This is a genomic window from Micromonospora sp. WMMD998 (genome assembly GCF_029581235.1).
Lineage (GTDB): Bacteria > Actinomycetota > Actinomycetes > Mycobacteriales > Micromonosporaceae > Micromonospora.
In genome coordinates this window covers 4,951,306-4,966,197 of sequence record NZ_CP120740.1, presented here as the reverse complement: position 1 = coordinate 4,966,197, position 14,892 = coordinate 4,951,306, and the positions used below count along the sequence as shown (strand labels likewise).

8 protein-coding genes are annotated in these 14,892 nt (G+C 74.1%); 4 read left to right on the top strand and 4 right to left on the bottom strand.

Features of this window, described 5'->3' with window-relative positions; translation table 11 throughout:
• Nucleotides 1–4 precede the first annotated feature (4 nt).
• Genes O7619_RS22440 through O7619_RS22425 form a run of 4 tightly spaced genes read left to right on the top strand, consistent with a single transcriptional unit; the run spans nt 5 to nt 8,683 of the window.
• Nucleotides 5–3,469, top strand: a complete 3,465-nt coding sequence (locus O7619_RS22440) for an amino acid adenylation domain-containing protein (protein WP_282283256.1) — start codon at nt 5–7, stop codon at nt 3,467–3,469.
• Nucleotides 3,466–6,402: a beta-ketoacyl synthase N-terminal-like domain-containing protein gene (locus tag O7619_RS22435; RefSeq protein ID WP_282283254.1), complete on the top strand. Its 2,937-nt coding sequence runs from the start codon at nt 3,466–3,468 to the stop codon at nt 6,400–6,402. Before O7619_RS22440 ends, O7619_RS22435 begins: the two co-directional genes overlap by 4 nt.
• A gap of 17 nt (nt 6,403–6,419) precedes the next feature.
• Nucleotides 6,420–7,175, top strand: coding sequence for a hypothetical protein (locus O7619_RS22430; protein ID WP_282283253.1), 756 nt, complete (start codon nt 6,420–6,422; stop codon nt 7,173–7,175).
• On the top strand, nt 7,172–8,683 hold the full coding sequence (locus O7619_RS22425; protein WP_282283251.1) for an amino acid adenylation domain-containing protein: 1,512 nt from the start codon (nt 7,172–7,174) through the stop codon (nt 8,681–8,683). The genes O7619_RS22430 and O7619_RS22425 overlap by 4 nt, the downstream gene beginning before the upstream one ends.
• On the opposite strand, the gene O7619_RS22420 is transcribed toward O7619_RS22425, so the two are convergent.
• The 4 genes from O7619_RS22420 to O7619_RS22405 are packed head-to-tail and all read right to left on the bottom strand — an operon-like array spanning nt 8,684 to nt 14,888.
• Nucleotides 8,684–9,970: a hypothetical protein gene (locus tag O7619_RS22420; protein ID WP_282283249.1), complete on the bottom strand. Its 1,287-nt coding sequence runs from the start codon at nt 9,968–9,970 to the stop codon at nt 8,684–8,686.
• On the bottom strand, nt 9,967–11,766 hold the full coding sequence (locus O7619_RS22415) for an anthranilate synthase family protein (protein ID WP_282283247.1): 1,800 nt from the start codon (nt 11,764–11,766) through the stop codon (nt 9,967–9,969). Before O7619_RS22415 ends, O7619_RS22420 begins: the two co-directional genes overlap by 4 nt.
• Complete coding sequence (locus O7619_RS22410) at nt 11,756–13,552, bottom strand: carbamoyltransferase C-terminal domain-containing protein (protein ID WP_282283245.1); 1,797 nt, start codon at nt 13,550–13,552, stop codon at nt 11,756–11,758. The genes O7619_RS22415 and O7619_RS22410 overlap by 11 nt, the downstream gene beginning before the upstream one ends.
• Before the next feature lie 13 nt (nt 13,553–13,565).
• On the bottom strand, nt 13,566–14,888 hold the full coding sequence (locus O7619_RS22405) for a chorismate-binding protein (RefSeq protein WP_282283243.1): 1,323 nt from the start codon (nt 14,886–14,888) through the stop codon (nt 13,566–13,568).
• Between the last annotated feature and the right edge of the window lie 4 nt (nt 14,889–14,892).

Here is a 14,892-nt window from a genome sequence, read left to right as displayed (position 1 = left end):
AGGAATGTCGCCCCGTGCTAGGGTGCGATGCCGTCTCTCACTGAGAGCCGCGTGCCCGCGCGGGCGTCGTCTTAACGGGGGTTTTGACGTCTTGGAAAATGCGATTTCCCCTGCTCTTGTTCAGCTTTCCCGCGATGTTCTCGACATTTCCGAGAAGCAGTTCCGGGTAGATTCGCAGGAATCCTTTGCCGCCCTGGGCGGCACCTCGCTGCGGGCGATGCGGCTGGTCGCCCGGGCCGAGCGCGAACTCGGTCTCCGGATCGACCTCGCCGACCTGTTGCGTCCCGGGCCGCTCACCGCGGCGCTGCGCCGCGGCGGCCCGCTGGACCGGGCCGAGCACCGGGACCGCCCGGCGTCGGACCGACGTCCCCTGCTGCCCGCGCAGCACGCCATGCTGGTGCACGAGCAGCAGTGGCCGGGCACCGGTTACCGCCTGCTGTTCAGCCTCCGCTGTCCGGGGCCCGCCCGCGCCCGGCACCTCCGCGACTGCCTGGACGCGCTGACCGCCCGGCACGAGACCCTGCGTACCGTGTTCGACGCCGACGGCGACCAACCGGGACGCCGCGTCCTGCGCCGGTGGCGCCCGGTGCTGCGGGAGCAGGGGCGGGTCACCCCCGGCGGCGACCCGGTCGACGTCGCCCACGCGCACCTCGCCGACCTGGCGCCCGGCCTGGACCCGTTCCGCCGGCCGGCCGCCGAGTGGCTGCTGACCGAGCTGCCCGGGGACGAGAGCCACGTCGTCTCGCTGCTGGCCCACCACGCTCTGCTCGACGGCTGGGCGGTCGGGCTGGTGCTGCGGGAGCTGGCCGCGGCGTACCTCGGCGGCACCGTGCCGCCGGCCGAGCCGGGCGTACCCCCCGACGTCCTGCTCCGCTCCGCCCGCCCCGACGACCACCTGCGGAGACGTCGCGCCGCCCAGTTGGCCGGGGCGCCGCAGGTGGTGGAGCTGCCCGGCCGGCCCGCCGCCACCGACCGGCCGGGGCGTCCGGGCTCGCGGCTGACCTTCACGCTCGGACCCGAGGCCGCCGAGGCGTGTGGCGACCTGGCGCGCGGCGCCGCCGTGAGTCGCACCGCGGTGCTGCTGGCCGCGTGGGCGCTTGTCGCGGCCCGCCGGTGCGGGGTCGACGACCTGCTCGTCGGGGTGCCGGCCGCCGGGCGCCCGACCGCCGAGCTGAGCGAGATGGTCGGGCTCGCGACCCGCGTCGTGCCGGTGCGCTGCCGATGGGACGACGACGCGCCCGCGGGCACGCTGGCCCCCGCCGTGGCCGACGCCCTCGCCGACGCGGTGGCCGCCGCCGACCTGCCGTTCGAGGCGCTCGTGACGGAGCTGGGCGCCGCCGGGGCGATCGACCGCAACCCGCTGGTCCAGATCGGGTTCGCCGCCCACGACGAGCTGATCCCCGCCGAGCTGTCCGGCCCCGCCGGGACGGCGACCGTCCACGAGGGCCACGACGGCGGCGCGGTCTTCGACGCGATGCTCTATCTCCAGGCGTGGGGGGAGCGGCCCCGGTTCGCGCTGGAGCACCGGCTGGCCGCGCTCTCCCCGGCCGGCGCGGCGGAGCTGGCCGAGGCGTTCGAGGCGACCCTCGTGGCGCTCGCACACGCCCGCGACCTGCCGCTGAGAACCGTTCGGGGCATGTCCGAGCGGCAGCGCGCCCGGCTCGGCGAATGGGGCCGGGGGCCGGACGCCGGCCCGGGCGCCGGGCTGTGGCAGGCGTTCGCGGAGCAGGTGTGCCTCCGGCCCGGAGCGGTCGCCGTGCGCGGCCCCGAGGGCAGCACCACGTACGCCGAGCTGCACGACCTCGCCGAGCGGCTCTCCGCCGAGCTGGCCGACGCCGGGGTGACGACCGGCTCGACGGTGGTCGTGGCCGCTCCGGGCACCACCACCGAGGTGGTGGCCGTGCTGGCGACGCTGCGGCTGGGGGCGGCGTACGTCGGCATTGACGCCGACGCCCCGGACGAGCGGGTGGCGACGCAGCTCGCCCGGTGCCGCCCGGCCGCCGTCGTGGGTGACCCGCGGGTCGCCCGGCTCGCCCCGGGGGTCTGCGCGGTCCGCACCGGGCAGCCCCGGCCGGCGCGCACCGGCGACACCCCGCCCGCCGCCGCGCCGGCCGATCCGCAGCGGGTCGCCTGCCTGGCGTTCACCTCCGGGTCGACGGGTGAGCCCAAGGCCGCCCGGATCACCCACGCCGCGGTGCGGCGCCTCGTGCACGACCCCGACGTGTTCCGGCACGGGCCGGACGCCGGTTTCCTGCGGCTCGCGCCGCTGGCCTTCGACGCCTCCACGATGGAGCTGTTCGTCCCGCTGCTCACCGGCGGGCGGGTCGAGATCTTCCCCGGCCCGGTGCCGCACCCCGGCGAGCTGGCCCGGTTCCTGGCCGAGCGCGAGGTCACCGTCGCCTGGCTCACCGCCGGTCTGTTCCGGGTGCTCGCCGACTACGACCCGGCGGCGTTCCGGGGGCTCCGGCAGTTGCTCACCGGTGGCGACGTGGTCCCGGCCCGCCAGGTCGCCGCCGTGCTGCGGCACTGCCCGGGTCTGCGGGTCACCAACGGTTACGGCCCCACCGAGAACACCGTCTTCACCACCGTGCACCACGTCGACGACCCGTGCGAGCTGGACGCCGACGTCCCGATCGGCCGGCCCGTGTGCGGCACCCGCCTGCTGGTCCTCGACGAGCGCGGCGAGCTGCTGCCGCCCGGCGCGGTGGGGGAGCTGTGCGCCGCCGGCACCGGGTTGGCACGCGACTACCTGGACGATCCCGAGCGCACCGCCGAGGCGTTCCGGCGGCTCGGCGACGGCACCCGCTACTACCGGACCGGCGATCTGGTGCGCTGGGACGAACACGGACGACTGCGCTTCCTGGGCCGCCGCGACCAGCAGGTCAAGCTGGACGGGCACCGGGTCGAGCGGGACGAGGTCACCCACCGGCTGCTGGAGCACCCACGGGTCAGCGACGCGGCGGTGGTGGTCGCCGGCGACGCGGAGAGCGGCCGGTTCCTGGTGGCGGCGCTTGTCGCCCCGCCGGAGGCCGGTCTGGTCGGTGAGGTGCGCGCGCTCGCCGCGCGGAGCCTGCCGGCGTACGCGGTGCCGAAACGCTGGGTGGTGCTCGACGCCCTTCCCCTCACCGCCAACGGCAAGGTCGACGCCCGGGCGATCCTGCGTCTGAGCGAGGAGGGGCACGCCGCGCCCCCGGCCCCGACGCCGCCCGGCCCGTCGACAGCGGATCTGGAGTCACTGATCGCCGAGGCGTGGACCGCCGTGCTCGGCGACGACGACTTCGGCTTCGACGAGCCGTTCTTCGAGGTGGGCGGCGACTCGTTGCAGTTGGCCAAGGTGCACCGACTGCTGCGGGACAGGTTGCCCGGCCGGACCCTCGTGCTGCTGGACCTCTACCGGCACCCCACCGTGGATTCGCTCGCCGCGTGGCTGCGCGGTGCGGATCGGACGGCCGCCGGGGTGACCCGGTGACGGCCGGACGCGAACCGATCGCCGTGGTGGGCGTCGCCGGCCGCTTTCCCGGGGTCGCGGGGCTCGACGAGCTGTGGGACGCGCTGGTCGAGGGCCGGGAGCTGCTCACCCGGTTCACGCCGGAGCAGCTCGCCGCCGCCGGTGTCACCGAGCGGGAGCGCGACGACGTGGACTACGTGCCCGTGCGGGGCACGCTCGACGGCATCGAGGACTTCGACGCCGCCTTCTTCGGCCTCTCCCCCCGGGAGGCCATGATCACCGATCCGCAGCACCGGCTGCTGCTGGAGTGCGCGTGGGAGGCTCTCGAGTACGCGGGCCACCCGCCGAGTCGGGAACCGGGCCGGATCGGCGTCTTCGTGGGCACCGGCGTCAACACCTACCTGGCGAACCACCTGCTCGGGCGGCCGGACCTGCTCGCCGAGCTCGGCCCGCTCCCGATCCTCATCGGCAACGAGAAGGACCACGCGGCGACCCGGATCGCCTACCGTCTCGGCCTGCGCGGCGCCGCGATCGGCGTGCAGACGGCCTGCTCGACCTCGCTCGTCGCGGTGCACCTGGCCTGCGAGAGCCTGCACAGCGGGGACACCGACATCGCCCTCGCGGGCGGCGCGACGGTCAGCACGCCCCAGCAGCGCGGCTACCGCCACGAGCCGAACGGCATCGGCGCGCCGGACGGGCACTGCCGGGCCTTCGCCGCCGACGCCGCCGGGACGGTGGCCGGCAACGGCGCCGGGATCGTCGTGCTGCGGCGCCTGTGCGACGCGGTGGCCGACGGCGATCCGGTCCTCGGCCTGGTGCTCGGCTCCGCGGTCAACAACGACGGGGCCGCGAAGGTGGGTTACACCGCGCCCGGGGTCGCCGGTCAGGCCGAGGTGATCGGCATGGCCTGGGCCCGGGCCGGCGTCGACCCGGCGAGCGTCGACGTGGTGGAGGCACACGGCACGGGCACCGAGGTCGGCGATGCCATCGAGGTCGCCGGCCTCGGTGAGGCGCTGGGGCGGGGCGGGCCGGCGGGCGTACGCCTGCTGGGGTCGGTGAAGCCGAACCTCGGCCACCTCGACGCCGCCGCGGGCATCACCGGGATGATCAAGATGCTGCTCGCCCTGCGCCACGGGATCGTGCCGCCCACCGTGAACCACGACCGGCCCCACCCCGGCATCCCGTTCGCCGAGGCCGGCCTGCGCGTCAACACGACGGCCGAGCCCTGGCCGGCGCGCGGCGGCCCGCGCCGGGGCTGCGTCAGCTCGTTCGGCATCGGCGGCACCAACGCCCACGTCGTCCTCCAGGAGGCGCCCCCGACCCCGGCCACACCGAGGGCGGCGGACGCCGATCTCGTCGTGCTGAGCGGACGCACCCCACAGGCGGTACGGGCGGCGGCGCGGCGGCTCGCCGACCACCTCGCGAACACGCCCCGGTGGGAACTCGCCGACGTCGCGCACACCAGCCGCGCCGGCCGTACCGCCTGGCCGGTCCGGCGGGCGATCGTCGCCACCGACCGCGCCGACCTGCTGCGGCAGCTCGGCACCGAGGCGGAGCCGGTCGCCGTGCCCCGCCGGGCGACGCTCGCGTTCGCCTTCCCGGGGCAGGGCAGCCAGTTTCCCGGCATGGCCGCCGGCCTGCACGCGCGGCTGCCCGGCGTCCGCGAGCGGATCGACGCGGGCCTGGACGCGCTGCCGGCGGGCAGCGCCGATCCGGTGCGCGCCGTGCTCCTCGACCCGTCCGCCGCGGCGCAGGCGGCCCGCCCGTCGATCGCCCAGCCCGCCCTCTTCCTGCTGGAGTACGCGCTCGGCGGCCAACTCCTCGACTGGGGCCTGCGACCGCAGCGGCTGATCGGGCACAGCGTCGGCGAGTACGCCGCGTTCTGCCTGGCCGGTGGCCTGCGCCCGGCCGACGCCCTGGCCCTGCTCACCGAACGCGGGCGGTTGGTGGAGCGCACCCCGCCCGGCCGGATGGCCGCCGTGCTGGCCGACCGGGACCGGGTGGCCGCGCTGCTGCCGCCCGGCGTGCAGGTGGCCGCCGACAACGCTCCCGGCGTCACCGTGGTCTCCGGCCCGCCGGCCGGGGTGCGGGAGCTGTCCGACCGGTGCGCCACCGCCGGCATCCGGATGCGCCCCGTGCCCGCCGCGCACGGCTTCCACTCCAGCCTGCTCGACAGCATCCGCGACGACTTCCGCACGGCCGTGACCTCGGTGCCGCACCACCCGGTCACCACCACCGTCCTCTGTGGTCTGACCGGGCAACCGGTGGTCGAGGGCACGACCCGCCCCGCCGAGCACTGGGTGCGGCAGATGTGCGAGCCGGTACGGTTCCGGGAGGCCGCCGCCGAGCTGCTGACCGTGCGTCACCCGGTCGTCCTGGAGGTCGGACCGGGCCGGGCACTGACCGCGCTGGTCCGCGCGGCGGGCGGCGGGCGTGTCCCGGTGGCGCCCACGATGCCGGCCGCGGCGGGCCCCGACGCGCTGCCGGTGCTGCTGCGGGCTGTCGCGACGGCGTGGAGCGCGGGCGTCGAACCGGACTGGGCCGCGTTCCGGCTCGACCCGGCCGCCCGGCGGGTGCCGCTGCCGGCGTACCCCTTCGAACGCGCCCGGCACTGGGTCGACCTCACCCCGCCCGGGGCGGCGGCGGAGGAGGAGGCGAAGGCGGAGGAGGCGAAGGCGGAGGTCCCGGCCGAGCCCGCCGAGCCCGAGACTCCCGCCGCCGCCCTGGAACGGGAGATCATCGCGGCGTGGCGGGACCTGCTCGGGGCGACCGACGTGGTGCCCGAATCCGACTTCTTCGCGCTGGGCGGGGAGTCGTTGGTCGCCGTGCGGATGCTCAGCCGGCTGCGACAGCGGTGCGGCGTCCGCGTACCCCTGCGGATCCTGGCGCAGGACCCCACCGTGCGCGGGCTGACGCGGGCGGCCCTCGACCGCCTGCCGGCCCCCGTCAACTAGCGACGCAGGGAGAGACCGTGTCCGCATCGGCGCCGGCCCTGGAAGTCCTCGCGGACGGCCCGGGCGTACCGCTCGTGATCATCGACTTCATCCGCATCTCCGCCGGCGCCGGGCTCGGCGAGCTGCTGGCCTCGGCGCCCGCCGACCGGCCCGTCTACCGCGCCGACCCGGTCGAGACGCTTCTGCGCGCCGACCGGTTCCGCAGCGCCACCGACCTCGCCGAGGAGTACGCCGCGGCCGTACACCGCGTGCGCCCGGCCCTGATCGTGGGCTACTGCAGCGCGGCGCCGGTGGCCATCCGCACCGCCGAGCTGGCCGGAGTGCCGCTCGCCCTGGTCGAGCCGACCTGGCCCGACCGGGCCGCCGCGGACCACGACTTCCGCGGCTTCCGCGCCGCCCTGCGCGAGGACGAGCCGGCGACGGTGCCCCTCGACGCCGACCCGGCACGGGCCCTGTCCGCGATGGCGCGGACCCTGGACGGCGACCTCGACGTGTTCGCCCGCGCGAACGATCTGCCCGACGACGAACGGCAGGACACCCGCGAGCAGCTCGTCGACAGGTACGTCGCCTGGCTGCACGTGCTGCTCTCGGCGTCCGCCGACCCGGTGCCGCCCCGGCCCGCCGACGTGGTGCTGGCCAGCCGCGACTACGCGGCCGAGCACCCGGGCGTCGAGACGCTCCGGCTCGACCTGCCCGCCGGTGAGATGCCGACCGCGCCGGTGACCCGGGCCGCCCTGATCGCGCTTGTCGACCCGACGGCGGCACTCCGGTGACGGCGTACCTGCCCGAACTGGTGCTGGCGCAGGCGGCCCGGACGCCCGGGGCGTGCGCCGTCGTGGACGAGCGGGAGTCGCTGACGTACGCGGAACTGGTCCGGCAGGCCGGCGTGGTGGCCGGACTGCTCGTCGCGGCGGGGGTGGAGCGGGACGCCGTGGTGGCGGTCTACGCCGAACGGTCGGCCCGCTTCCCGGTGCTGCTGCTCGGAGTGCTGCTGAGCGGGGCGGCGTACCTCCCCCTGGAACCGGGCGACCCCGTGCCCCGCCTCGCCGGCATGCTCGACGACGCCGGCGCGGTCCTCGTCCTGACCGAGCCGGAGCTGAAGGCCGCCGCCGAGGCCGTCGCCGGGAGCCGTCAGGTGCTCGCCGTCGCCGCCGGTGAGCTGCGCGCGGGCGTCCCGGCCGCGCCGGTGCCGCCCGCCTCGGACCTGGGGTTGGCCTACGTCCTGTTCACCTCGGGCTCCACCGGGCGTCCCAAGGCCGTCGGCGTGGGGCACCGCGGCATCGTCAACCGGCTGCGCTGGATGCAGGACGAGTACGCCCTGACCAGCGCCGACGCCGTCCTCCAGAAGACGCCCGCCACGTTCGACGTGTCGGTGTGGGAGCTGTTCTGGCCGCTCGCGCAGGGCGCCCGCCTGGTGCTGGCCCGGCCCGGCGGGCAGCGCGACCCGGAATACCTGATGGCCGTCATGCGGCGGGAGCGGATCACCGTGGTCCACTTCGTGCCGTCCATGCTGGAGTCCGTCCTCGACGAGCCCGGTTGGGACGGGTGCGACGCGCTGCGGCTCGTGGTCTGCAGCGGCGAGGCGCTCCCACCGGCCGCGGTGCGTCGGTTCCGGGAGCGGAGCCGGGCGCGGATCGACAACCTGTACGGGCCGACCGAGGCCTCGATCGACGTCACCTGGTGGCCCTGCCGTCCGGTGGAGGACGGCGACTCGGTGCCGATCGGCAGGCCGATCGCGAACGTGGTGGTGCGGGTGCTCGACGCGGACGGGAACCCGGTGCGCGAGGGCGTGCCGGGGGAGCTTCACCTCGGTGGCGACCACGCGCTGGCGCGGGGGTATCTCGGCCGGCCCGGTCTCACCGCGGAGCGGTTCGTCCCGGACCCCTTCGCCACCGGCGCCCGGTTGTACCGGACCGGCGACCTGGTCCGGTGGCTGCCCGGCGGGGTGCTGGAGTTCCTCGGCCGCCTCGATCACCAGATCAAGCTGCGCGGGCAGCGGATCGAGCCGGGCGAGATCGAGGAGACGCTGCGCCGGCATCCGGGCGTGACCGGCGCCGTCGTCGTGCTGCGCCGCGACGAGGGACGCGCCGACCGCCTGGTCGGTTATGTGGTGGGGCCGCCCGACGGCCCCGGTGAGCGGGAACTGCGGGCCTACCTGGCCGACCGGCTGCCCGCGCCGATGGTGCCGGCCCGGCTGGTGCGCCTGGCGGCCTTCCCCCTCACCGCGAACGGCAAGCTGGATCGCACGGCGCTGCCGGAGCCCCCGCGACGCAGGCGCTAGTCAGCGCACGAAACCGATGTGGGCGGTGGCCATCAGCGAGCCGGGCTCGCAGAACGGCACCCGCTCGACGACGCGGCCCTCGTCGAGGTCCACGACGAACAGGGTCGAGGCGCCGGTCATGAAGACGTACCGGCCGGTGGGCTCGACCGCCAGGTAGAGCGGCGACTGGCTGTTCTTGGCGCAGGTGAAGGGCGGCCGGACCGGCTCGTGCGCGAACAGCTCCAGGTCGAACACCGTGGACATGTCGGCCGGGTCGAGGACGAACAGCCGGTTCGGGAAGCCGGTGACCGCGATGAGCTGCCGGCCGTCGCGGTGGAACAACTGCTGCGAGGTGATGCGCAGGAAGGTCGGCCCGGTGTGGGTGGCCTCCCGGACCGCGTGACCGCCCCGGTAGCGCCACCGTTCGAGCACACCCGGCCCGTGCACGACGACGTTGTTCTGCCACTTGGAGATGTTGTTGCATGAGACGTAGAAGACGTCCGGGTCGTCCAGGTCGAAGTCGACGTGCGCGGAGCAGCTCGCGCCGGTGGTGTGCACCGAGGCGCGGGTCAGCTTCTCGTCCGCCACGACGAACCGGCCGGTGGGGAACTCGTTGGCCGCGTACCGCGCGACGTCGAGGACGCCCCCGTCGGTGCCCCGCACCCGGCCGTCGACGCCGGGACGCACCGACAGGTCCATGTCGACACCGACCATGAACCCGTTCGGCGACGCCTCCAACTCGTGGATGGTGTCGCAGGCGAACGCGGGCAGGTCGCCCAGCCGGGTCGCCGCGCCGGTGCGCAGGTCGTAGCGCCAGGCGCTGCTGCGCAACGGCTGGTCCGGGTCGTGGTAGCGGCGCAGGCGGTCGTCGGTGTCGGTCATCGCGAAGGCGATCACGCCGGGTTCGACCTCGCACTTGGTGGAACTCTGCATCGCGGCGAAGTCCAGCTCGGCCGCCGGCGGCCACAGGTGCGAGCCGCCGTCGCGGCCGAGGCGACGCAGGTAGGGCGCCTGCTTGAAGGAGACGACGACCTCGCCGTCCCCGGTCTGCACGAAGCTGTGCGGGTGCAGGAAGTAGGGGAGCAGGTCCTCAAGCCGGCCCAGCCCGTAGGGCACCGGGCCGTCGCTGAGCCGCTCCCGCAGCACCGCCAACTGCCGGGCCCGCAGGTCACCGATGTCGATGGTGGTCTCCCGCACGGTCCGGGCGCCCACGTCGAGGAAGAGGTATCGCTCGTGGGTGCCGTCCGCGGACAACCCGCAGACCAGGAGCGTCAGGTCGCCGTACCCCGCCGACGTCGGCAGGCTCATTTCAACAGCCACAACAGCGCCTCCCGGAGGATGGTGATGCAGTTGGTGGTGAGGACGGACTCGACATGGAACTGGAAGCTGGTGAACCGTTCGGAACGCAGCGCCACCACCCGGCCGTCGGGCTCCACGGCCACGGTCACCCCGGCGGGGGCCTCGGCCGGGGCGTCGGCGAAGAAGGTGTTGTAGAAGCCGACCGGCTCGGCCCGGCCGAACAGGTCGACGGTCTCCTGCACGCCCTGCAACGGGGGGTCCACCGGGTGCACGGTCATGCCGAGCAGACGGCAGAGGATCTGGTGGCCGAGGCAGACGGCGAGGAACGGCGTGCCGGCCTTCATCAGCTCGCCCACGATGCGGTGCAGTTGGGCGATCTTCGGGTCGTTCATCTCGTTCGGGTCGCCGGGACCGGGCCCGACGAGCACCAGGTCGTAACCGGTCAGGCCGATGCCGGACTCCCGGTAGTCGCGCATGGTGACCTTGAACCCGAGGTGTTCGAGGATGTGCTTGAGCATCTCGGTGAACTGGTCCTCGTTGTCGACGATCAGCACCGAGCGGCCGATGAGTTCGGGCGCGGCGTACCTGTCGTCGACCTGCCTGTTGATCCAGAACCGGGACAGGTAGCGGTTGCGCCCGTTCAGCACCTCGACGACCTTGTCGTCCACGAACCGGTCGAGGAAGGGGCCGGGCGGTTCGGCGGTGGTGATCGCCTTCAGCAGCCCCTCGGCCTTGGTGCGCACCTCACGGCACTCCTTGGCGGGCACCGAGTCGCGGACGACGCTGGCGCCGCTGCGGATCACGGCGTGCCCCTCGACGTCCACCGCCATCGTCCGGATCGTGATGGCGCTGTCCAGCCACTCCTGCCCGTCGTCCTCCAGGCCGCGGATCATCAGGGCGGACGAGTAGTAGCCGCGGGACTCGGACTCGTGGCGGTGGATGACCCGGGCGGCGTTCTCCAGCGGGCTGCCGACCATGGTCGCGGCGAACATCGACTCCCGGAACGCGTCGAGCGGGCTCATGGTGGCGCTGCCCTCGAGCACGTACTCGGTGTGGACGAGCGCGCTCATCTCCTTGAGGTAGGGTCCGCGCACGACGCCGCCCTCGCCGCAGATCCGCGACATCATCTTGAGCTCCTCGTCGACCACCTGGAAGAGCTCGTTCACCTCCTTGCGGTCGGAGAGGAACTCGATGAGGTCGGCCCGCTTCTGCAACGCCGCGCGCGGCAGCGTGCCGCAGATCGGGTTCATCGTGACCGTGCCGCGGCGGTAGGTCAGGTGCCGTTCGGGCGAGGACCCGATGAAGTAGCGCTCCCCGTCGAAGAAGCAGAAGGTGAGGTACGCCCCGATCTCGTTGCGGGCGAGCCGGGCGAAGATCGTGTGCGCGACCTCGGGCCCGAAGTCACCGATGGTGACGTCGCACCGCCGCGAGATGAGGAAGTTGGAGCCCTCACCGCGCTGGATCTCCTCCTTGATCACCCGGTCGATGCGGGCGGCGAACTCCTCGTCGTCCGGAGTGTGCACGGGCTCGGAGACCACCCGGACGTCGGCGCGCACGTCGGCGAACGACTCCAACTCGACCTCGCGGAACTCGCTGGGCACCAACGAGATGAGGGGCTCGTCGTCGTCGTGGCAGACGTAGCCGCGCTCACGCAACTGCGCGTAGGGCACCATGGTCAGCACCGGGTGGGCGGCCGGGCGGGGCACCTCGGCGAGCGACCAGGACCGCACGGTCTCGCCGCGAGCGTAGTTGACCCGACCCTCGGAATGGACGAGGCAATAGGGGCTAGCGAAGTCAAGACTCACCGGAGGCCACCTTGCTGATCAGAAAGTGGTGTAGCACCAGGTAATCGATTTCCGTATCGAGGAAGCAGCTTAGCCCATCGGCGGGTGACCCGACGATTGGCTGCCCCGCGACGTTGAAGGAAGTGTTGATCAGGCAGGGCACGCCGGTGACCTGCTCGAAGGCTCGAAGCAGCCCCGCCAGCAGGGGATTGTCCGCCTCGTCGACCGTCTGGGCCCGGGCGGTGCCGTCGACGTGGACGGCGCCCGGAACGAGCTTCTGGTATTCGGATCGTACCGGGAAGACGAATGTCATGTAGGGCGACGACCTCTTCTTGCCCATTTCGAGGACCACCTGCGCCGACGCTGCGGGCAGCACCGGCGCGAAAGGCCGGAACGGCTCCCGCCGCTTGACGCGGATGTTGATGACGTCCTGAATATCGGGAAACGCGGGGTTGGCCAGGATGCTGCGATTGCCGAGAGCGCGCGGGCCGTACTCGACGGCGCCCTGGAACCAGCCGATCACCACCGGGTCGACGAGCAGCTTGGCCACCTCGGTGAGCAACTCGTCCTCGGCCAACTCGCGCCACTCGACCCGGTCACCCACCGCGGCGAGGGCCGCGCGGACGTCGTCGTCGGTGTAACTCGGTCCCAGGTACGGGCCGGGCGACGGGCGCACCGGGCGGCCCAGCTCGCGTGACGCGTACACCGCCGCGCCGATCGTCACGCCCGGGTCGCTCGCGCCGAAGCTGACCGACGCGTCCTCGAACCGGGAGCCCTCCAGCAGCTTGGTGTTGTTCACGCAGTTCAGCGCCAGGCCACCCTCGATGATCAGGTTACGCGCGGAGGTGCGCCGCTCCAGCACCGACACCTGGTGCCGGGTGACCACCTCGACCGCGTCCTGGACCGCCCGGGCCACCCGGCACCGGAAGTCCCAGTCGGTGCGGTCGCCGGTGCGCCCGAAGATCTCATCGAAGTAGGAGTAGTACGCCTGGGTGTCCAGCAGCGGGTTGCCGACCCGCAGCCGATAGCCGCCGGCCTCCTCCAGCGTGATCACCTCGCGCAGGAGCGGATTGTCCGCGCCGAGCGGCGGATGGAAGCCGCTGAGCCCCATCACCTTGTACTCGTCGTTGTTCGGCACGAAGCCGAGGTAGCGGGTGACCTTGCTGTAGAGCAGCGCGAGACTGTTGGTGATGTCGACGGTGGCGTCCGGAAGGATCGTCACCTCGCCGTCGCGGATCTCTCCCATGATCGACGAGTAGCGCTCCGCGCGGCCGTCGCTGACCAGGAACGCCGCGTCCCGCCAGCCGGCCGTGTGGTAGCCGCACGACAGGTGGGCCAGGTGGTGCGGGACGAGCCGGAGCCGGTCGGCCGGGATGGTGAAACCGGTGCGCGCGGCGAAGTCCGCCCGGATCGCCTCCGGCGTGAGCAGCGTCGTGCGCAGCTCCTCCAGCCGGGCCAGGCGGTCGGCCCGCTCCGGCTCCGGCACCGCCGACCGGGCGATCCCGGCCCGCTCCGCCGCCCAGACCTCGGGGGTGAAACTCCAGGGGAAGGCGAAGCAGTCGACGTCGGCCAGCCCGACGCCCGCCTCTCCCAGCGCCCAGCGAAGCGCGTTGACCGGCAGGTCGGACGTCTTCTTGACCCGGCTGAGCCGCTCCTCCTCCACGGCGGCGACCAGCTCGCCGTCGACCACCACGGCGACGGCCGCGTCGTGCCCCAGCACCCGGTGCCGGTCGAGGCCCGAACGCCGGAACAGGCGGCCGAACAGCTCCGCGGACCGCGTGAAACCGTTGAAGCCGACAACGATCATGCCCATCACCCCGCTATCGCAGATACCGCAGTTTGAGGTCCAACTCCGCCAGCTCCTGCGTGACGTCCGAGCCCGCGACCACGCCGCCGCCGCAGCGCAGCAGCACGTCCGGCCCGTCCCGCTCGGCACACGTGACGATCGTGTTGGAGGTCAGCGCGTCGCGGGCCGCGTCGTAGATCCCCACCGCGCCCGCGAAGAACCCGCGCGGCTCGCCCTCGAGGTCGGCCAGCACCTCCTGGGCGCGCAGCTTCGGCGCGCCGACCACCACCCCGCGCGGGAAACTCGCCAGCACGACACCGCCGAGCCCCCGCGCCGTGTCGTACGCGCCCGAGACGTCGCTGGCGAGATACGTCGTGGGACCGATCACCAGCGGCTCGCACAACCGGTCGACCACCACCGTGCCGGGCTCGCAGTACGAGCCGAGGTCGTTGCGCTCCAGGTCGACAAGCATGATGTGCTCGGCGAAGTACTTCGGGTCGTCGCGCAGCGACGCGCCCCGCTCCTGCCGTTCCCGCTCGTCCCGCGCGGCCGGCTGGGTGCCGGCGAAGACGCGGCTGCGCACCCGCCCGTCGCGCGCCAGCACGTGCGGCAGGGAGCAGTTGCCGAACACCGTGGCCCCGTCGAGGCTGAACCAGTAGGAGTAGTCGGCCGTGGCGTACCGGTCGGCGACGTCGGCGTAGTAGCGCGGCAGCGACGTGCGCGGGCGTACCCGCACCGGCACCGAGAGGACGACCTGGTAGATGTCGCCGGCCAGCAGGTGCTCGCGCGCTCGGGCGAGCTGGTCGGCGTACCGGTGCGGGTCGATGTCGGTCACGACCTCGGTCAGCGGGGCCGTCGGCGGCGGCGCGGTCCGGGCAGCGGTGCGGGCGCAGGCCGACATGACGTCGGCCCGGTCCTCCCCGGCGCAGCTCAGGGTGCCGGTGGCGGGGTCGTGGACCACCGCGCGTCGCAGCGGCCCGGCGAAGCCGAGCAGCCGTCCGGGGGCCGTGGTCGGCGGCGGCCCGCCCGGGATGCCGGCCTCCGCCCGCAGCCGCAGGGACAGGTCGTAGGAGAGGGCGAAGGCGACGTCGGCGCCCGGACCGCGCCGGGCCTCGGCTAGCAGGTGGTCGAGCAGGGCGGCGACGTCGCCGTCGAAGCGTTCGCCGCCCCGCTCGATCCCGTCGGTCGTGATCCGCCACACGTCGGCGAGCGACGCGAGGAGGGTGCGCCGCTCCCGCCCGGGCAGGCGGTAGCAGAACAGCGGTCCGAACAGCTCCGCGAGCGGCTCGACGAGGTCGTGCGGGTCGCCGGCGAAGGGTACGCGGGCGGTGGTGGCAGCGGGTGCGGGCGCCGACATCGGC

What these genes read in the sequence shown, in the direction of transcription:
- O7619_RS22440 (WP_282283256.1), top strand. Translation starts at nt 5, where the DNA reads ATGTCGCCCCGTGCTAGGGTGCGATGCCGTCTCTCACTGAGAGCCGCG.
- O7619_RS22420 (WP_282283249.1), bottom strand. Translation starts at nt 9,970, where the DNA reads ATGAGCCTGCCGACGTCGGCGGGGTACGGCGACCTGACGCTCCTGGTC.
- O7619_RS22410 (WP_282283245.1), bottom strand. Translation starts at nt 13,552, where the DNA reads ATGATCGTTGTCGGCTTCAACGGTTTCACGCGGTCCGCGGAGCTGTTC.
- O7619_RS22405 (WP_282283243.1), bottom strand. Translation starts at nt 14,888, where the DNA reads ATGTCGGCGCCCGCACCCGCTGCCACCACCGCCCGCGTACCCTTCGCC.